The sequence below is a fragment of the Pseudomonas sp. Snoq117.2 genome (assembly GCF_900110545.1).
GTDB classification, from domain to species: Bacteria; Pseudomonadota; Gammaproteobacteria; order Pseudomonadales; family Pseudomonadaceae; genus Chryseomonas; species Chryseomonas benzopyrenica.
Map to the genome: position 1 here is coordinate 420,124 of NZ_FOED01000004.1, position 19,899 is coordinate 440,022.

At 65.4% G+C, this 19,899-nt stretch carries 16 protein-coding genes; all 16 read right to left on the reverse strand.

The genetic code is table 11. The features are described 5' to 3' along the window. Positions 1-107: 107 nt before the first annotated feature. The 16 genes from BMZ43_RS13785 to iolD all read right to left on the reverse strand — a co-directional run bounded on the left by BMZ43_RS13785 (position 108) and on the right by iolD (position 19,857). On the reverse strand, positions 108-1,061 hold the full coding sequence (locus tag BMZ43_RS13785) for a GlxA family transcriptional regulator (protein ID WP_177344811.1): 954 nt from the start codon (positions 1,059-1,061) through the stop codon (positions 108-110). A gap of 218 nt (positions 1,062-1,279) precedes the next feature. Further along, a complete protein-coding gene (locus BMZ43_RS13790; protein WP_093254340.1) occupies positions 1,280-2,398 on the reverse strand; it encodes a metallophosphoesterase in 1,119 nt (372 codons plus the stop codon). Positions 2,399-2,496: 98 nt separating this feature from the next. Further along, positions 2,497-3,789 (reverse strand): NTP/NDP exchange transporter, encoded by a 1,293-nt coding sequence (locus BMZ43_RS13795; RefSeq protein ID WP_093254342.1) that lies wholly within the window; start codon positions 3,787-3,789, stop codon positions 2,497-2,499. Then, positions 3,790-4,707, reverse strand: a complete 918-nt coding sequence (locus BMZ43_RS13800; protein ID WP_064309330.1) for an aldo/keto reductase — start codon at positions 4,705-4,707, stop codon at positions 3,790-3,792. It abuts the gene before it with no gap. A 299-nt stretch (positions 4,708-5,006) separates the two neighbouring features. Further along, positions 5,007-6,062 carry a UV DNA damage repair endonuclease UvsE gene (uvsE, locus tag BMZ43_RS13805; RefSeq protein ID WP_093254344.1) on the reverse strand — a complete coding sequence of 352 codons (1,056 nt, stop codon included), beginning with the start codon at positions 6,060-6,062 and terminating at the stop codon, positions 5,007-5,009. 320 nt (positions 6,063-6,382) lie between these two features. Further along, on the reverse strand, positions 6,383-7,651 hold the full coding sequence (locus tag BMZ43_RS13810) for a DUF445 domain-containing protein (protein ID WP_093254347.1): 1,269 nt from the start codon (positions 7,649-7,651) through the stop codon (positions 6,383-6,385). 49 nt (positions 7,652-7,700) lie between these two features. After that, on the reverse strand, positions 7,701-8,810 hold the full coding sequence (locus BMZ43_RS13815) for a Gfo/Idh/MocA family protein (protein ID WP_017641124.1): 1,110 nt from the start codon (positions 8,808-8,810) through the stop codon (positions 7,701-7,703). Positions 8,811-9,115: 305 nt separating this feature from the next. Beyond that, positions 9,116-10,141: an ABC transporter permease gene (locus tag BMZ43_RS13820; protein ID WP_017641125.1), complete on the reverse strand. Its 1,026-nt coding sequence runs from the start codon at positions 10,139-10,141 to the stop codon at positions 9,116-9,118. A gap of 61 nt (positions 10,142-10,202) precedes the next feature. Next, positions 10,203-11,756, reverse strand: a complete 1,554-nt coding sequence (locus tag BMZ43_RS13825) for a sugar ABC transporter ATP-binding protein (RefSeq protein WP_093254350.1) — start codon at positions 11,754-11,756, stop codon at positions 10,203-10,205. A gap of 47 nt (positions 11,757-11,803) precedes the next feature. Then, entirely contained in the window at positions 11,804-12,748 is a 945-nt protein-coding gene (locus BMZ43_RS13830) for a sugar ABC transporter substrate-binding protein (RefSeq protein WP_068385082.1), read from the reverse strand. Between the two features lie 148 nt (positions 12,749-12,896). After that, positions 12,897-14,123 carry a maltoporin gene (locus tag BMZ43_RS13835; RefSeq protein ID WP_082731542.1) on the reverse strand — a complete coding sequence of 409 codons (1,227 nt, stop codon included), beginning with the start codon at positions 14,121-14,123 and terminating at the stop codon, positions 12,897-12,899. Positions 14,124-14,313: 190 nt separating this feature from the next. Then, the gene (locus BMZ43_RS13840; RefSeq protein ID WP_017641129.1) at positions 14,314-15,249 is read right to left on the reverse strand and encodes a sugar ABC transporter substrate-binding protein; all 936 of its coding nucleotides are present in this window, start codon (positions 15,247-15,249) and stop codon (positions 14,314-14,316) included. A gap of 133 nt (positions 15,250-15,382) precedes the next feature. Continuing rightward, a complete protein-coding gene (locus BMZ43_RS26535; RefSeq protein ID WP_156522377.1) occupies positions 15,383-15,553 on the reverse strand; it encodes a hypothetical protein in 171 nt (56 codons plus the stop codon). Between the two features lie 168 nt (positions 15,554-15,721). Further along, positions 15,722-16,786, reverse strand: coding sequence for a Gfo/Idh/MocA family protein (locus BMZ43_RS13845; protein WP_093254352.1), 1,065 nt, complete (start codon positions 16,784-16,786; stop codon positions 15,722-15,724). Positions 16,787-16,851: 65 nt separating this feature from the next. Further along, on the reverse strand, positions 16,852-17,862 hold the full coding sequence (locus BMZ43_RS13850) for a bifunctional inositol 2-dehydrogenase/D-chiro-inositol 1-dehydrogenase (protein WP_064309337.1): 1,011 nt from the start codon (positions 17,860-17,862) through the stop codon (positions 16,852-16,854). 57 nt (positions 17,863-17,919) lie between these two features. Further along, positions 17,920-19,857, reverse strand: a complete 1,938-nt coding sequence (gene iolD, locus BMZ43_RS13855; RefSeq protein ID WP_093254355.1) for a 3D-(3,5/4)-trihydroxycyclohexane-1,2-dione acylhydrolase (decyclizing) — start codon at positions 19,855-19,857, stop codon at positions 17,920-17,922. Positions 19,858-19,899 lie beyond the last annotated feature (42 nt).

Genomic DNA, 19,899 nt, shown 5'->3' on the forward strand with positions numbered 1-19,899 from the left:
CTTGCCGATAGGTACGACCATTCTGGCTGCTACCCAGGCAAGCCGTATGACGATATACGGCCAGAAGCTGCCATCGATGGGCGTGATACCGCCATCAGAGGCCGATTTCAGCTGAATTGGTAACGGTATTGCGCCGGAGTCAGCCCCAGATGGCTCTGGAAGGCGGCGCGCATGCAGCGGTCGCTGGCGAAGCCGCTGCGAAAGGCCACCGTCTTCAGCGGCAGTTCACTGGTCTCCAGCAATTCGCGTGCATGATCAATGCGCGCCCTGAGCACGAACTCCTGGGGTGTCATGCCGGTGTCGCGCTTGAACACCCGGGCGAAGTTGCGGGTACCCATGGTCGCCAGCTCGGCGAGCCGGCTGATCGAATAGGCCTGGTCGATATTGGCCAGCACATGGTGCTGCACCCGGTTGATCGCGGTGGTGGCTTCCGGCTCGTCGAGCAACGGGCTGAACTGCGCCTGCTTGCCCTGCCGCTGGGTCACCACCACCAGCACCTTGGCCACCTCCCGGGCGATGACCTTGCCGTGATCCTCGGCCACCAGGGCCAGCGCCAGGTCGATGCCGGCGGTGACCCCAGCCGAACTCAGCAGCGGGCCATCGCTCAGGTAGATGTCATCGGCGGTCACTTGGGCGCGGGGAAAGCGTCGCGCCAGTCGCTCGCGATAATTCCAGTGGGTGGTGACCCGTCGGCCATCGAGCAGACCGGCGCTGCCGAGCAGGAAGGTGCCGGTGCAGACCGCTCCGTAGCGGGTGCACTGCGCGGGCACCTGCCGCAGCCAGGCCGCGACGTCCGGATGGGGCTCCAGGTAGGCCCCCGGCCCACCGGGCACCAGCAGCAGGTCATAGCTCCCCGGCGGCTGTTGGGTGGTGAGCTCCGTGCGTATCGTCATGCCATTGGAACAACGCAGGGTCCGCCGCCGCCCCGCGGCGATGGTCACGATGCGATAGTGGTCGGCCGTGGGCAGATAGCGATTGGCGATGGAAAACACCTCCACCGGCCCGGCGAAATCCAGCATCAGCACCTCGGGGACCAGCAAGAAAGCCACTGTCCTCGTCATGGCGATACATCCTTATCCGTGTTGCAGTTTGTCCTTGGATGCCGGGGCGTCCGGGTCAAGGTAGGGACGAGGATAGAGAACTGTCTCGAAGGGACAAGCACTGGCAAAAGGCCATCTATCTGTCTTTTTATGGTTTCCACTGAGGCTTGGCCGAACGCAGGGCCTCTGGTGCGGTATTCTTGGCGAACTCAATGCCGTTGCTGACGTTTCTCCTGCCGCTACCCCTTTCGCAACCTGATCTGGGTGATCTCGCTTGGCGCGCCAAATCTCAGCGGTGGCCCCCAGTAGCCGGTGCCGCGGCTGATGTAGACGGTCAGCCGACCCAGGCGGTGGATGCCGGCCACCCAGGGTTGCTGCAGGCGCACGAAGTGCATCCAGGGCCAGAACTGGCCGCCGTGGGTGTGGCCGGAGAGCTGCACATCGGCACCGGCCGCTTCGGCCTTGGGCGCCGAGCGCGGCTGGTGGGCCAGCAGCAGGCGGAATAGTCCTTCCGGGGCACCGGCGAAGGCAGCCGCGGCGTCGCTGCGGTGGCTGGGCACATAGAGCGGCGCCGAGTAGTCGGTGATGCCGGCCAGCACGAAGGGCGTGCCCTGGTGCTGCAGTACCACATGCTCGTCGAGCAGCAGGGTCAGGCCCTGCTCGCGCCAGGCGCGCACCCAGGCCTCGGCGCCGGAATAGTATTCGTGGTTGCCGGTGATGGCATAGGTGCCCAGGCGCGCCTTGAGCCCTTGCAGCGGCAGGAATTCGTGCTGCAACTCGGCCACGCTGCCATCCACCAGGTCGCCGGTGATGGCCACCAGATCGGCGTCCAGGCCGTTGACCCGGTCGACGATGCGCTGCAGGTAGCCGGCCTTGATGGTGGGGCCGATGTGCAGGTCACTGAGCTGGACGATACGCAGCCCGTCCAGGCCGGCAGGCAGCGTCGGCAGGGCCAGTTCCACGTCCTTGACCCTGGCCGTGCGGCGGGCGTTGTAGACGCTGCGCAGGGCCACCAGCAGCACCAGACCCAGCACCGCCCAGGCACTGCCGGTACGCCAGGCGGCGTCCAGCGGTTGCCCGACGAGGCTGGCGAGCGCCACCACCAGCCCGCGCAGCAGACTGAACACCGCCAGGCTGGAGAACACGCCCATGGCGATCAGCGCGGCCCAGGCCAGCAAGCGCGAGTTCATGTCCCGTGAGCGAAAGCCCAGGGGCACCAGGACGAAGGACAGCAGCAGCAAGATCCAGAACGGCAGCTGCGCAGCGGGCGACAGCCCGAGATCGCCGATGACGCTGAGGCCGATGAACAGATGCAGGGCGAAGAGAACCAGATACATCATGGCGCGGGAGCGGAACATGGAGGGCCCAGAGGCAAGGAGAAGGGCCTACCTTAGCACCCCGTCGGTCGCCCCTCGGAGCCCCGGGTTGTTTCCGGCTACAACGATTCAGCCGGCATTCAGCGCCGCTCCGCTTCGTCCGCCAGGGCTGCCTGATCTGCGCGGCGGCCCAGATAGAAACCCAGGCAGGCCCAGAGCGCCGCGCAACCGGCACCGACGAGGGCCGGCAGCCAGGCGCCGTGGCCGAGCAGATCCAGCAGACTCTTGGCCCAGCCGCTGGCGGCGTCACCGGCGCGATAGACCACGGTGTCGATGAAGTTCTTGGCCTTGTATTGGGTCTCGGCGTCCAGCGGCGCGAAGAGCATCTCGCGCCCCGGGCGGATGAAGGCGTATTCGCCGATCCGCCTGACGATCATCAGCCCGGCCAGCATGGCGAAGGTGGGCAGCAGCGCCAGCCCGAGGAAGCCGATACACATCAGCAGCGGCACCCCGGCCAGCAGCACCCGTACCCCGAGCCGCTGGGCCAGGCGACCGGTGATCAGCACCTGGCTGACCAGGGCGCCGGCCTGGACCGCGAAGTCCAGCAGGCCGAACACCTGCACCTGGCGAGCGCGATCGGGAAACAGCTCGGCCACCAGTCGCGCCTGCTCGAAGTAGAGAAAGGTGCTGACCGTGGCCAGCAGGATGACGAAGGCGCTCACCGCCAGCAGATAGGGCGAGGCCAGCACCCGGGTCAGGCCGCTGAAGGGATTGCCGGCCACCGGGCGACGCGGACTTTCGGTCGGCGGCGCACCCGGGCGTCCGGCACCGCGGGTCTCGCGCCAGCCCATCAGATAGGCCTTGAGCCTGAGCGCCAAGAGCAGCAACGCCGCGGCCAGCAGCGCGAGGCCCGCCTCGCCGATCAGCGGGGCCAGGACGGCGGCCAATACCGGGCCGAGCAGCCCACCCACACTGGCCCCAGCGGCGATGAAGGCGAACAGCCGCCGCGCCTGAGCGCCGTCGAAGACATCGGCCATCAGACTCCAGGCCACCGAGACCACGAAGAGGTTGTAGACCGAGATCCAGACATAGAAGGTACGCGCCAGCCAGACGCTATCACCTAAGCTGGCGAAGCAGGCGGCGAAGGCCAGCAGGTTGAGGGCGAAGAAGCCGTAGACCCAGTCGACGAAGCGAATCCGCGCCACCCGCGAATTGAGCCAGGCGAACAGTGGCACGGCGAGCAGCATCACCAGGAAGGTGGCGGTGAACAGCCACTGCAGATTCTCCACGCCACCGGCGATGCCCATGGCCTCGCGGATCGGCCGCAGCATGAAGTAGCCGGCGAACAGGCAGAGAAACAGCGCGAAGCCGGCCAGGGCCGCGGACGACTCACCGGCGCGGGCGTCGAGGACGCGACCGAGCCAGTCCTTCATCTAGGCGAACAGCCTGGCAATGGCCTCACGCTGGCGTGCATCCGGCAGGCGACCGCGGCCGGCCTGCAGGTTGTCGACCATGTAGCGCGGATTGCTGGTGGCGGGAATCACCGCGGTCACCGCCGGGTCGGCGAGGATGAACTTGAGCAGCAGCTGTGCCCAACTGGTCGCGCCCAGTTCGGCAGCCAGCGGCGGCAAGGGTTTACCGCGGGTGCCGGAGAGCAGATTGCCGCGCTGGAAGGGTCGATTGATCAGCACGGCGATACCCTGGTCCCGGCAATAGGGCAGCAGGTGCTTTTCCGCCTCGCGCTCCCCCACCGAATAGTTGAACTGCACGAAGTCGACCTTTTCCTGCTTCAGCGTGGCCAGCAGATCGTCCAGCGCCGCCTCGCGATAGTGGGTGACGCCGACATAGCGCACCCTGCCGGCCTGCTGCTGTTCGCGCAGTAGGGCCAGCTGGTTGGCGGTGTCCTGCAGGTTGTGCACCTGGACCAGGTCCAGGCGATCGGTCTGCAGGGCCTTGAAGCTGGCGGCCAGTTGCGCCGCGCCGCGCTCGCGGCCGGTAGCCGATACTTTGGTGGCGAGAAAGACCCGCTCCCGGGCCTGGGCCCGCTTCACCAGCTCGCCGGCCACCCGTTCGGAGTTGCCATAGCTGGGCGCGGTGTCGATGAGGCTGCCACCGCCGTCGAGCAGCGCCTTGAGCACCTCCTGCAGCGGCGCCAGGGCGGCGTCGTTCAAGTCGACATCGAGATTGCCCGAGGTACCGAGACCGATGACGGGCAGGGCCTCGCCACTGCGGGGGATCTTGCGGGTCAGCAGCGGCTCGGCGGCCTGGACGCTCTGCCATAGCCAGGGTGCGGCGGTCACGGCGGCGGCCAGGGCGGTGGTGGTCTGCAGGAAATGGCGACGGGTCGGCATGGCGGGCCTCGCGACGATCGTTTCGAAAGGATGACCCTTGAGTTAAGCGGTTCTTCCAGCCTGTCGCCCGCTAGGCTCGTTGCGGCATGTTGCAGTGAGAGCCGTTTTCGTAGGTTGGGTTGAGCGCAGCGAAGCCCAACAGTGCCAAGGTCGAACCCCCCGTTGGCCTTCGACGATAGAGCCGTCTCAACCCAACCTACGTGACGAGACAGTAGGTTGGGTTGAGCGCAGCGAAGCCCAGCAGTGCCAAGGTCGAACACCCCCGTTGGGCTTCGACGATGGAGCCGTCTCAGCCCAACCTACGAAAGAATGCCGTGATCCGCCGGCGGCAGACTGCCGTCGCCGCCCAGGTAGCGGTCATAGAAATGCCGCACCGTGACGTTCTTGTGCTTGGCTTCGAACATGATGTCGAAACGGTCGAGGAACTGGCAGGCGTAGCGGTTGCACCAGTCGTTCCACATCATGTCGCTGTGGGCATAGAGCACCCGCTTGCTGATCTGCTGCAGCAAAAACTTGATGTCGATCCGCTCGGTGGGCGACACGCCCATTTCCATCAAGGCCTCCGGCGGCTGGGAGTAGTGCATGGCCGGACGCACCCCGCGCCAGCTGTCGATGATCCTCGCCACCCGTGGCTCCCAGGGATCGATGTAGGCCTCTTCATGGATCCAGCAGTGGTGGATGTCCAGCACCACCGGGGCGAGATCGGCCAGTTGCAGACAGTCGTCGACGCCGTAGGTCTTTTCATCGTTCTCGAAGGTGATGCAGTTGCGCGCCTCGGTGGAGAGTCGCGGCCAGATCGCGCGAATGCCGGGCACGCCCAGGCGGCCGGCGATGTGCACATTGCACTTGAAGTCCTGGAATTTCTGGCCGTAGCCCATCAGGCGGATCATGTCGGCGTGGTACTCGAATTCCTTCAGGCTGTTCTCCACCACCTCGGGGCGATCCGAGCCCAACACGCAGAATTGCCCGGGATGCAGCGACAGCCGCACATCGCGGCGGCGGGCCAGCTCGCCCAGCCGACCGAAGCGATCGGCCAGCAGCGCCTGCAACTCTTGGGAACGATAGAAGTAGGCGAATTCGGCGTGGCTGTAGAAGGGCAGCAGATCGCTGCTCAGGCGCAGCATGCGCAGATTGTCCGGCAGGTCGGCGACGTGCTCGACGAATCTCAGTTGGGCATCCAGGTTGTGAGTGACCACGTCCAGCAACTTGGCTTCGGCGGCCGCGCGCTCGACGCTGCCCAGCCAGCGCAGGGTGGTGGTACGGGTGTTGAAGGCCCGCTCGACCTGCTCCAGTGCCTTGAGCGACAGACTGCGCTCGGGATGACGGTACATGCAGGCAAAGCCGATTCGATACATGGGACGCTCGGGACAGGGACTCTAGGGATTAGTCCGCGCGGCGCCGCTTGGGTGCGGGTGGGGTGATGGGTGGAAGTGGGCCTTGGCGTTTGGCGTCCGGGCTTGTCCTCACCCAGGCCCTCTCCCGGAGGGAGAGGAAGAGTCAATTGCGGCCATGGCGGTCCGACGATGCGGCCGCTCCTACGGGCCGCGGTAGGTTGGGCTGAGCGCAGCGAAGCCCAACATCGCCTCGGGGCCGCCAATGTTGGGCTTCGACGATGGAACTGTCTCAACCCAACCTACGGTCTATCGCGGCCTTGGTCGCGATGCACTCTTGCGCCCTACCCCGGCCCCAACCACACCGTTAGGGCATGCAGCACCAGTCCCACCAGGCCGCCCACCAGAGTGCCGTTGATGCGGATGAATTGCAGGTCCTTGCCGACGCTCTGCTCCAGTTGCTGGACCAGCTCGCGGGTATCCCAGGCGGCCACGCGGGCGGCGATGTAGTCGCCGATGCGCTGGCGGTTGCGGTCGATGAAGGGCGGTGCCACCGCCATCAGCTGCTCGTTGATCCAGCGCCGCATGGCTTCGTCGCGACTCAGGGTTTCGCCCAGCTCGGCCAGCAGCCGGCCTAGGCGGCGGCGGATGCGCGAATCCGGAGCGGCGAGATCGGCCTGCAGCCAGTTCACCAGTTCGTCCCACAGCTCCTGCAGATAGCCGGCCAGCGCCGGATGCGCAAGCAATCGATCACGTAGTTGCTCGCCGCGCAGGCGAAAGGCCGGGTCCTCTTTGAGGCGCTCGATGAAGCCGACCAGATAGCCATCGAAGTGCCGGCGTAACTCGTGTTCGCGGTCGTGGCTGATCTCGCCGATCAGGCGCGACACCGCCTGCACCACCTTGATCGCCGACCAGCGCCCGACCCGCTCGTCCAGCCCCAGGTACTTGAGGGTGCGCAACTCGCCGCCGATGGTGCGGGCGATCAGCGCCTGGGTGTCCTCGTCCTGCAACAGGCGATCGATCTCCTGTAGCACCTCGTCGAGCACCGCCTGGTGACGGTCGTCGGCGGTCAGCATGTCGAGCAGTTCGCCGGACAGCGCCGCCACGTCCAGGCGTTGCAGCCGCTCCACCGCCACCCGCCGGATGAAGGCCTGCACCCGCACCTCGCGCAGGGCTTCCAGGGAGTAGCGGGCGACACCAGTGGCCTGGCTGGCCACCGCAGCGGCGTTGTCCGGCTGGCGCAACCAGCCGGCCAGGCGTCCGGCCGCGTCCAGTTCTTCCAGCTTGGCCAGCACCTGGGGCGTGGCGAGGAAGTGCAGGCAGATAAAGTCCGACAGCTTGCGCCCGACCCCGGCCTTGTTGCGCGGGATGATGGCGGTATGGGGAATCGGCAGGCCCAGCGGATGGCGGAACAGCGCGGTCACCGCGAACCAGTCGGCGATGGCCCCGACCATGGCCGCCTCGGCGAAGGCGGCGGCGTAGCCCCAGGCCGGGTGGCGGGCCTCCAGGGCGGTGGCCAGGCAGTAGAGCGCCGCCGCCAGGAACAGCAGCAGCAGCGCGATGAGCTTCATGCGCCGGACCGGGGTGAGGCCGTCGCCGGAGAGTGTGGTCATGGAAAAGGGACAATCCTCACGCGGGATGATCCCAGCATCCTACCCCAGACTAGAGTCTGACCCAGCGCTCCTCCTGGGCCGATTGCCGCGCGGCCTGGGCCAGGCGCTCCACTTCCCAGGCCTCCTGGAAGTCGACACCGGTATGCCCGGGGTTGCCGCCCAGGGCTTCCAGCAGCGAGCGGACCTCCAGGGTCTTGAGCTCGTTGTAGCCGAGCTGGTGGCCGGGCGCCGGGCAGAAGGCGGCGTAGTCCGGCAGGTGCGGACCGGCCAGCAGGGTACGGAAACCGGCCAGGCCCGGACGGTCGCCGACCTGGTAGAGGCGCAGTTCGTTGAGGCGCTCCTGGTCGAAGCTGAGGGTGCCGCGGGTGCCGCAGACCTCGAAGGCCAGGCGATTCTTGCGCCCGTGCTTGAGCCAACTAGTGGTCAGGGTGCCGCGGGCGCCATTGGCGAAACGCAGCAGCAGATGGGCCTGGTCGTCGATCTCCACCGCCCGGGGGCCACCCTGATGGGGCCGCTGGCCATGGGCGGTGTGCAGATCGGCGCAGAGCGCCGCCACCGGGCCGAGCAGGAAGCGCGCCAGTGACAGGATATGGCTGCCCAGATCGGCCAGGGCGCCGCCGGCCTGGCGGGTTTCGCAGCGCCAGGTGAAGGGCCCCTGGGGATCGCCCATGAAGTCTTCGCTGAATTCGCCGCTGAAGCTGACGATCTCGCCCAGTTCTCCGCTTTCGATCAGCTCGCGCGCCTGCTTGAGCATGGGATTCTGCAGGTAGTTGTAGCCGACCCGATTGACCACCCCGGCCTGGCGCGCGGCGTCGCGCATCTGCGCCGCCTCCTCCAGGCTCACCGCCAGGGGCTTTTCGCAGTAGACCGCCTTGCCGGCCGCAAGGGCGGCCAGGGCCATGGGTGCGTGCAGCAGATTGGGGGTGGTGATGGCTACCAGCTCGACCTGGGGATCGGCGATCAGGCGCTCCCAGTCGCAACTGCGGGTGAAGCCCCAGGCGTCGGCGCAGCGAGCGGCGCGCTCCGGATCGGCATCGGCCAGGGCCACCAACCGCGGGCGGACCGGGAGCGCGAAGCTGCTGGCCGCGTGATGGAAGGCCTGGGCGTGGGCATGCCCCATGAAGCCGGTGCCGATCAGACCGATGCCGATGTCGCGCATGTCGTTCTCCGTCAGGGGTGTAGAAAGACCCGGCCGGCCAAGCCAGTAGCCGACCGGGTGAAAGGGATGGCTTAGGGGTGGGGGCGCCCTCACCCCGGCCCTCTCCCAAGGGGAGAAGGGGAAAAGCGGTCAGGTGTGACTCGGCCTCTCACCCCGGCCCTCTCCCAGCGGGAGAGGGGGAAGAGCAATCGGGTGCTGGCTCGCCCTCACCCCGGTCCTCTACCAGCGGAGAGGGGGAAGAGCAATCGGGTGCGGGCTCGACCCTCACCCCGGCCCTCTCCCAGGGAGAGGGGAAGGCGCCAGCCCTAGCGCTTGGCCTTGCGCTTGTTGCGGTACTGGTCGATGACCACGGCGACCACGATGATCAGGCCCTTGATAATGTCCTGGACGTAGGCGTCCACCCCGAGGAAGGTGAAGCCGCTGGCCATGGTGCCGAGGATCAGGGCGCCGATCACGGTGCCGGTGATGCGCCCTACCCCGCCCGCCAGGCTGGTGCCGCCGATCACCGCCGCGGCGATGGCGTCCAGTTCGTAGGACATGCCCATGCCCGCCTGGCCAGTGGCAGCGCGGGCCGAGGCCACGACGCCGGCCAGGCCCGCCAGCAGGCCGGCGATGCTGTAGACGATGATCAGGTGCTTCTTGACATTGATGCCGGAGATGCGCGCGGCCTGCATGTTGCCGCCGATGGCATAGGTGTACTTGCCGTACTTGGTGTAGCGCAGGGCGATGTGGAAGATCACCGCCACCACCAGGAAGATGATCACCGGCATGGCCCCGGCGCCGATGGCGGTGTAGTCGTCGGACAGCATGCTGATCGGCTGGCCTTCGGTGTAGTAGCGCGCCAGGCCGCGGGCCGAGACCATCATGCCGAGGGTGGCGATGAAGGGCGGAATACCGGTGACGGCGATGATGCTGCCGTTGATGGCGCCGGCCAGCAGCCCCACCCCGAGGCCGGCCATGACCGGCACCCAGACCGGCAGGTCGGTCAGCGAGGGAAACACCGCGCGGCCGAAGTCCGAGGTCTGGGCCAGACTCGCCGCCACCATGGCCGACAGCGCCAGCACCGAGCCGGAGGAGAGGTCGATGCCGGTGGTGATGATCACCTGGGTCACGGCGATGGCCAGCAGGCCGATGATCGAGACCTGCAGGATCATCAGCACCAGGCGCTGGGAATTCATCAGGAAGCTCTGGTCGCGCAGGACCCAGCCGAAGGCCTCGAAGGCCAGGCCGATGCCCAGCAGCACCAGCAGGATGCCCAGCTCGGTGGGGATGCGGCGCCGCGGGCGCGCGGTGGGTAGCTCGGCGGTTTTCTTGTCCAGGAGGGCACTCATCTTGTTCTACCTCGTTGTAGGCCGGAGGCGGCGGGTAGGCACCCGCCGCGCATGACGCGCGCTAGTGCAGTACGGGATTACCCGAGGCCAGGTGCATGACCCGCTCCTGGGTGGCTTCGCCGCGATCGAGAAAGCCGGTGACGGTGCCTTCGTGCATCACCATCACCCGATCGCTCATGCCCAGGACCTCGGGCAGTTCGGAAGAAATCATGATCACCGCCAGGCCCTCGGCGGCCAGCTTGGCGATCAGCCGGTAGATCTCGGCCTTGGCGCCGACGTCGATGCCGCGGGTGGGCTCGTCGAGGATGAGGATGCGCGGGCGGGTCATCAGCCAGCGGGCGATCAGCGCCTTCTGCTGGTTGCCGCCGGAGAGATTGGCGATGCACTGGTCCAGCGAGGGCGTCTTCACCCGCAGCTGCTGGCGCATCTCCTCGCAGAGCTGGTCGAGGCGCTGCTGCTGCACGAAGCCGCCGCTGGCGAAACCCTTCAACACCGCCACCTCCATGTTTTCCCCCACCGACAGGCAGGGAAAGATGCCGGTGTCCTTACGGTCTTCGGTCAGCAGCGCCAGCCCTTTCTGGATGGCGAGACAGGGATCGTTCATACGCACCGACTGGCCGTCGATGCGGATCTCGCCAGCGGTGGCCGGGGTCACGCCGAACAGCGTCTCGGCGACGTTGGTGCGCCCCGAGCCCATCAGCCCGGCGATGCCCAGCACCTCGCCGGCGCGCAGGTCGAAGGAGACGCCGGAGAACACCCCATCCAGCGCCAGGTCGCGCACCGACAGCAGCACCTCGGCGCGCGGCGCGGTCCGCTCCGGGAACAGCTGGGTCAGTTCGCGCCCCACCATCATGGCGATCAGGCCGTCGCCGTTCATGCTGTCGGCGCGCTGCAGGCCGATGTATTGGCCATCGCGGAACACCGCGACCTCGTCGGCGATCTGGAACACCTCGTCCATCTTGTGGGTGATGTAGACGATGCCCTTACCCTGGGCCTTGAGGTCGGCGATGATGGAAAACAGGTGCGCCACTTCGGTCTCGGTGATGGCCGAGGTGGGTTCGTCCATGATCAGCACAACGCTGTCGTAGGACACCGCCTTGGCGATCTCCACCATCTGCCGTCCGGCGATGGACAGGCTGCCCACGCTGTCCTCCGGATCCAGGGCGATGCGCAGCCGGTCCAGCAATGCCTGAGTCTGGTGACGCATCTTGCCGTGGTCCACCAGGTGCAGGGCATTGAGTGGTTCGCGACCCAGCCAGATGTTCTCGGCAACGGTCATGAAGGGCATCAGGTTGAGTTCCTGGTGGATCATGGCGATCCCCGACTGCAGCGCCTGCAACGGTGTCTCGAAGCGCACCGGCACGCCGCGCAACCGCACTTCGCCGGCATCGGGCTGGTAGATGCCGGCGATGATCTTCATCAGCGTCGACTTGCCCGCGCCGTTCTCGCCCATCAGTGCCAGCACGGTGCCGGGACGCACCCGCAGCTGCACGTGGGACAGCGCCTTGACGCCGGGAAACTCCTTGGTGACATCGACGATTTCCAGCAGGTATTCGCTGGGCGCGGCCGTGGCCGATAGCGGAATTACAGCCGCAGGGGTGGCAGGACTGAGCATGATCACGATCTCCTCGCCGGCCGTGCTGAGCCGGCCGGCGGTTTAGGTCATTGACGCTGGAACTGCTGATAGTTGTCCGGGGTGACGAGATGCACCGGGATCCAGAGATCACCCTGCAGCGCCTGGTGCTGGGCAAGCTTGACGGCAGCGTCCACGGCGCCGTTGCCCATGGCCACCGGATCACGCAGCACCGTCACGGCCAGCTGCTTGCGCGCGATAGCGGCGAGGCCATCGGGAGTGCCGTCGATACCGCCCACGGGAATGTCCCGGCGACCGGCGCGCTGCAGGGCCATGGCCGCGCCAATGCCCATCTCGTCGTTGTTGGCCGCCACGGCGTCGATCTCGCGTCCGCCCAGCAGCCAGTTGTTCATCAGGTCCAGCCCCTTCTCGCGCTGCCAGTCGCCGGACTGCTCCTCCACCACCTTGATATCCGGGTACTTGGCCAGTACGTCCTTGACGCCGGCCGTACGCTTGCGGGTGTCGTCATGGGCCAGGCGGCCGAGAAGGATGGCGAGGTGGCCCTTGCCGCCCATCTGCTTGGCCAGATACTCCATCTGCAGCTGGCCGATGGCGCGCTCGTCGGTGCCCACGAACACCACCCCGGCCGGGAAGCTCTCCACTTCCGGGCGGCTGTTGAGGTAGACCAAAGGGATGCCGGCGGCAGTGGCACGCTGGGTGATCTTGCGGGTAGCCGCGGTATCGGCTGGATTGACGATGAGCACATCGACCTTCTGGGCGATGAAGTTCTCGACATGGCCAAGTTGACGGACCACATCGCTAGCAGAGTCTTCCACCTGCAGGGTGGCGCCGCCCTCTACCTGTTTGGCACGGTCCTGCATGGCGCGGACCAGGTAGGCGATGTAATTGTCGAGATTGCCGACGGTAACGCCGATGCGCAGCTCCGCCAGGGATAGACCTGGCAGCGAGGCCAGGACCAGGGCGAGTAGCAGACGACGGAAAATGGACGGACGGGCAGCGGGGCTCTGAAACATCGACATCACCTACTTATTGTTGGAGCGGCGGTACACGGCGACCCGTGCCCGCCTTGGCGGTCAATGACTCGCAATCTATTAGAAAAAAAATTCCATATCAATAGCGTTTGGAATTTTAATAACTGGCATCGACCGGTCGTACCCTGGTCTACCAGGAATGCTCGAGTTGTACGCCGAGATTGGCGCCATCCAGCGAGGAACCGAAGCTGCCGGTATCGGAAAGCGCCGATCCCGCCGCCAGCAGGTTGGCCGCGTCCTGGGCTGCGCGATTCCACTTGGCATAGGTCACGTAGAAGCGAACCTCGGGATGGGCGTTCTTGAAGGTCAACCCGCGCGGCGACCAGGTCGGCGCGAGGGTCAGCTTGGTCAGCTTGCGGGTACCACCGGGTGCCTGGACCTGGTCGTAGCCAAGCTCGGTCGCCAGCTTCCACTGCTCGGCGAAGCCATAGACGGTCCGGCCGCCGGTGGACAACCAGTGCTGGTCACCCGTATCGCGCTTGTCGGTCTGGTAGACGAATTGCAACTGACCACCCCAGCGCGGACCGATCTGCCAGTCGAAGAACTCCACCAGGCGATAGCTGGCTGAGTCGCGTCGGGTGCCGATGTCACCGGTGGAACCCAGCGCTACCCCGGGCCCCTCGCCGTATTGCAGGGCCAGCGTATTCACCCCACCCCAATTCAGGAAGTTCTGCTGCTTGTGCTGGGCCGTCACCGACCAGCCACTGTGCGCGTCCTGCATGTTCGATGGCTTGTCGATGTAGCTGGCGCCCAGTTCCAGCAGGCCGTTGGGGTTGGTCTGGAAACCGGCCACGTTGAAATCGTAGCGGCTGATGTAACGTGTCTGGTCGAAGTTGTCCTTGCGGGAGAAGGCCAGGCTGTATTTGAGATCCCCAATGGGGATGTCTTCCAGGCCGCCACCGGTAGCACTCTGATTCCAGTAGAAGAAGTCGGAGATATCGATGGAGTTGCGCTTGTAGTAACGGCGCCCCGCCCAGACCGCGCCGCCGTTGAGGGCCTGTACGCCGTTCCAGTAGGCATAGCCCTGGACCAGACGGGTCCTGCCGAAGTCGCCGTCGAAGCGCGGCGTATGGTCATAGGCGTTGTATAGCTGGACCATGCCGTAGAGCCCGAGGCGCGAGCCGTCGTCGAGCCTGAGCAGATCGTGGGACAAGGCGAGTTCGGCCAACTGCTCGCATTCGTTGCCCAGACGAAACTTGGAAGACGCGCCTGGCAGTTGAAAACACTGCTGGGACTGCGACCCCGTGGACGTCCCCAGACCGCCCCTCAGGTAGCCGGAGAAATCCAGGCCGTGCGCCAGCGGCAGGGTGCCACCCAACAAACCCGTCAACATGACTCTGGTGATAGCTCTGTTCATCATGCTCTCTCTATTTTTTATTTATGAGGCGAAACGTACCGGCGCACTGCAGGGCGCCTGTCTTGAGCGAGCCATTGCCGGCCCGGAAGCCAAACGCCGCCCAGCCGCTCGCGGAGCACGGGTCCAGGACTCGTGCTCGCGGCGGTGGCTAAGGCGTAAGGGTTTGGAGCGACTGGAGCGAGGCGGACTATCAGTCCTTCAGACGTTGCTGAAAACTGTCGACGTTCTCAGGGGTGATCAGCTGGTAAGGCACCCAGACGTTCTGCTCGACCTTCTCCTTTTTCGCCAGCTTGATCGCTGCCTCGACCGCGCCATTGGCCTGGCCCTTGGCATCCTGGAACACCGAGACCGCGAGCAGGCCACGCTTGATCGCCGAGAGGCCATCCGGGGTACCGTCGACGCCGCCGATGAGTACCGAGCCCTTGGCCTTGCCGGCCTGCTGCAAGGCCATGGCCGCGCCGATCGCCATCTCGTCGTTGTTGGCGGCCACGGCATTGAATTCCTTGCCGCCCAGCAGCCAGTTGCTCATGAGGTCCATGGCCTTGTCGCGCAGGTAGACCGCGGACTGCTCTTCCACCACCTTGATGTCCGGATACTTGGCCAGGACCTCTTTCACGCCCTTGGTGCGGTTGTGCGTGGAGTTGTTGGCCAGATCCCCCAGCATGATGACGACACTGCCCTTGCCGCCCATTTTCTCCGCCAGGTACTGCATCTGCAGGGTGCCGGCCTCCAGATCGTTGGAGGCTACGGTGACCACACCTTCAGGCAGCTTGAGTTCATCCGGTCGACGGTTGACGTAGACCAGCGGGATGCCCGCCTTGACCGCGGCCTCGGTGATGTTGCGAGTAGCAGCGGTGTCGACCGGATTGACGATGATGGCGTCCACCTTCTGGCTGATGAAGCTCTGCACCTGGTTCAACTGCTTGACGACATCGGCGCGGGCGTCCTCGAACTGTAATTGGACGTGCTCGCTCTTGGCTTTCTTGGCCATGGACTCACGCAAGTAGGTCAGCCAATTGTCGTCGAATTGCGACATGCTCACGCCGACCTTGAGATCGGCCAAGGCGGACGTGCTGGCTACGAGCAGGGAAAGCGCCAGGGTGGCAAAACGGATTTTCATGCGCATCGAGATAGCTCCAGTCGTTATTGTTTTATTGCGGTGGTAAGGCTTTTTGCTGGCGATCGGATGCCCACGCGCCTGTAGCCAGGCGCGCGGCTATCGAGATAAGGCATTGGGAGGCGGCCGCAGGCCGCCCAGGTCAGCTCGAGCGGAAGAGCACGGCTGCTCCAGGCGAGGCGCAAAGCACCACGCCCTGGCGCTCGTGGCAGAACAGCCGACCCAGCAAGGCGAGCAGCCGTGAGTCCCGCCGAATGCGCAGGCGGTGAACGGCGAAGAGCGGAAGATGGGTGGAGTGTGCGGAGGAGTTCATGTCGCGGCACCTGTCATTATTGTTGTCGGGACGCACCTGACGTGCGCAGTACCCTGGTGACTCGTTACAGCAACTGCATCTGACTTTATTGGAAATTTAATTCCATAACAAGATAAAAATAGAATTCAAAATCTACGCGAGACAACTATCCAGGTCTTGTTTCTAGCTTCACGACGCCTGCTCGAATGCCTGAGCGTCAGGCCGCGAAGGGACGGACGCTACCTTCACTGCCTGCCCATCCAGGGCGCTCTGGCGCGCGGCATCCAGCACGGCCTGACAGGCCAGCGCCTCGCGGGTGGAGACCGGCGGGGCACTGCCTTGGGTCAGCGTCGCCAGCCATTGGGCATAGAAAAGGTCCCAGCGACCGCGTTCGCTGGGTATCCGTTCACGCTCTTCGCCCCGACTGAGCCAACCCCAGCGCTGATGCTCTTCAGCCCCCCAGTTGCCTTTCTCGCTACGTGGCGAAAGGCCCTGCAACAGCGCCTGAGTCTGTCCATCCAGCCCCTCCACCGTGTAGACGCCCTCCTCGCCCACTACCCGTAGACGCCAGGGGCAACCCTGCAGACAACTGCCCGAAAGATGCGAGATCACGCCGCTCTGGTGCTGCAGGGAGATGAAGAATTCATCGTCCCGCTCGGGATCGCCCTGATGGAAAAGCACCTCGGCATACACCTGAGTGACCGGCCCGAACAGCGTCAGCGCCTGGTCCACCAGATGACTGCCAAGATCGCGCAGCAGCCCACCACCGCTGGTGGCGCCGGCCTTGTGCGGCTCATCCACCTGGATGCGCGACTCGAAGATCCGCACCGGGCCCAGAGTACCTTCGCGTAGCAATTTAGCGACGGTGAGTACATCCGAGTCCCAACGACGATTCTGGTAGACGGTCAGAGCTACCCCGGCACGCTCGGCCGCCTGCACCATGTCCTGGGCATCCTGAAAATTGAGCGCGAACGGCTTGTCGCTTACCACGGGAATGCCGTGCTGGATCGCCTCCAGAACCAGGGCCTTGCGCTCGGCGACCGGCGCTGAGATCACCAGGGCATCTATCCCGGCGGCGACCAGGCTGGCCAGGTCATCGTGGCAGGCCACCCCGGGATGATCCTGAGCCACCTCGGCACGCCGCTGCGGGGAACGGGTGACGACGCCGACCAGCCGCGCGCCTGCGGTACTGGCGATCAGGGGGGCATGAAAGAAACGGCCACCCAGGCCATAGCCGACCAATCCGATACGCATGGTTCGATTCTCCTCGTGCAGCAAAGAAAAACCCCCGCAGGCAGCGCGCCAGCGGGGGTCGGGACTCAGCCGTAGAAGGCTGGCCGAGTCGGCAGGGTGATGGGCACGATGGTGCCGCTGCGCTGGGCATTGACGCAGGCATCGCCGGTCACCGCAGCGATGTAGCCGTCCCAGGAGGACGGCCCGGTCAGTTGGCCGGCCTTGAGATCGTCGATGAAGGCCTGCAGCTCCACGTCATAGGCCAGCAGGAAGCGCTGCTTCCAGTCCACCAGAATCTCGTTGGACAGCTTGGCGTCGCTGCGCAGCTGCACCGAGGAGGGCTCCGGCAGTCGAGCAATGCCATGCTCGCCAACCACCTCGCACTGGATGTCGTAACCGTACTGGCAATTGACGAAGATCTCGACGTCGATACGTACCCCCTTGGCCGTCTCCAGCAGGACCACCTGGGGATCCTTGAGGTGCGCCAGAGCCTGTGAGGTCTTGCGTGGGAAGACCACCTGGGCCGACACATACTGATCGTCCAGCAGCCAGGCCAGCACATTGATCTCGTGGATCAGGGTATCGGTGATGGCCATGTCGGTGGTATAGCCTTCGCCCACGCTGGGATTGCGGTGTGCGGCATGGATCATCAACGGCTCGCCGATCCGCTGGCCATCGATCACCGCCTTGAGCTGGCGATAACCGGCGTCGTAGGGACGCATGAAGCCCACTTGGACAAGACGCTTGCCATGGGCCTGCTCGGCTTCGACGATGCGCTTGCAACCTTCCGCGGTCACCGCCAATGGCTTTTCGCAGAACACCGGCTTGCCGGCGGCGATGGCGGCCAGCACGTACTCTTCATGGGTCGGGCCCCAGGAGGTGACCACTACCGCCTGGACGTCCGCTGCGCCGACCAGGGCGTGGCCATCTGGATAGACCTCGGCGGTAATGCCTTCCTCCTGGACAACCCGGGCGGCCTGTTCGAGGTTGATGTCGGTTACCGCCACCACACGACTGCCCAGCAGCTTGTGGCTGAGACGACGGATGTGTTCGCGGCCGATGGCGCCCGTACCGATAACACCGATGTTCAAGGTCATGACTTCTGTTCTCCGATTGAAATTGTTGTTACGTGAGAAAGCCGGGGACGAAAGCGATCAGTACTGGCGAGCCTGGGCGATCTTCTCCTTGAGCATCTGCGAGACGGCAGCGATCTTCTCGCTGGTGGAAACCTCGGCGCCGCCGACGCGCCACCAGGACAGGTACTTGTGGATCATGGTCTTGGGCAGCACCTTGATGTCGATCAGGGTAGAGACCTGTTGCTGGCGGGCATCGGCCAGGGCGGCATCGAGCTCTTCCAGCGTCTTCACGCGATAGGTCTTGCAGCCGTAGGCGGCGGCGCTCATGGCGAAGTCCACCGGCACGAAGTCACCGTCGAGCTTGCCGGTCTCCGGATTGCGGAAGCGGAACTCGGTGCCGAAGCTGCCCATGCCGTGTTCCATCTGCAGGTTGTTGATGCAGCCGAAGGTCATGTTGTCGAGCAGCACCACATTGATCTTGCGGCGCTCCTGGATGGAGGTGGCCAGTTCCGAGTGCAGCATCTGGTAGGAGCCGTCACCGACCAAGGCGTAGACCTCACGCTCGGGTTCAGCCAGCTTCACGCCCAGGGCGGCGTTGATCTCGTAGCCCATGCAGGAGTAGCCGTATTCCAGGTGATAGGTATTGACCCCCTTGCTGCGCCAGGCGCGCTGCAGGTCACCGGGCAGGCTACCGGCGGCGGCGACGATGACGGCGTCGTCGTCCAGCCGTTCGTTGAGACGGCCGAGCACCTGACTCTGGGTGAGCGAAGAACCTGTCAGCTGGACGAAATCCTCCAGCACCGCTCGCGGCAAGTCGTCGTCGATCTCCGGTACGAAGTCGGGCGCGTCGTAGCGTGCGGCGTAGACCCGATCGATTTCCTGCCGGTATTGCTCACGGGCCTCGCCCACTTGAGCCCCCCAGTCGGCGCGATAACCGACAGCGTCCAGGGCCTCGGTCAGGGCGCTGAGGGCTTCGCGGGCATCGGCCACCACGGCCAGGCCGTCGAGCTTGCCAGCATCGAAGGCGGCCACGTTGAGGTTGAGGAACTCCACCTCGGGATGCTGGTAGAGCCACTTCGAGGAGGTGGTGAAATCGGTGTAGCGCGTACCCACGCCGATGATCAGATCCGCGTCCTTGGCCAGCAGGTTGGCGGCCAGGCAGCCGGTCTCGCCGATGCCGCCGACATTGAGTTCGTGGCTGGAGACGATGGCGCTCTTGCCGGCCTGGGTCTCGGCGAAGGGAATCTCGAAGCGCTCGGCGAAACGCTGCAGGGCCTCGGCGGCGCCGGAATACTTCACCCCACCGCCGCAGATCAGCAGCGGCTTGCGCTTGCGCTTGAGCAGCTGCACCGCCTCCTCGATGGCAGCGGCCACCGGCGGCCGCCGATCCAGACGGTGCACCCGCTTGGCGAAGAAGTAGTCGGGATAGTCGTAGGCCTCGCCCTGGACATCCTGGGGCAGCGCCAGGGTCACGGCACCGGTCTCGGCCGGATCGGTCAGCACGCGCATGGCGTTGATCGCCGCGCTCATCAGCTGCTCGGGCCGGTTGATGCGATCCCAGTACTTGCTCACCGCGCGGAAGGCATCGTTGGTGCTGATCGACAGGTCGTGGAATTGCTCGATCTGCTGCAGCACCGGATCGGGCTGGCGACTGGCATAGACGTCACCGGGCAACAGCAGCAGCGGAATTCGGTTGGCAGTAGCGGTGGCCGCGGCGGTCAGCATGTTGGCCGCGCCCGGACCCACCGAGGAGCTGCAGGCATAGATCTGCCGACGCAGCTTCTGCTTGGCGAAACCGGTGGCGGCGTGGGCCATGCCCTGCTCGTTGCGCCCTTGGTGCACTACCAGGTCACCGGCATCCTGCTCCAGCGCCTGGCCCAGGCCCAGTACGTTGCCATGGCCGAAGATGGTGAAGACGCCGGCGACGAACTTGGTTTCCACGCCGTCGACGCTGAGGTACTGGTTATCGAGGAACTTCACCAGGGCCTGGGCCATGGTCAAACGTTGGGTGCTCATGGATTCACCTCTTCGATCTAGAGACTCCCGGGAGTTACCCAC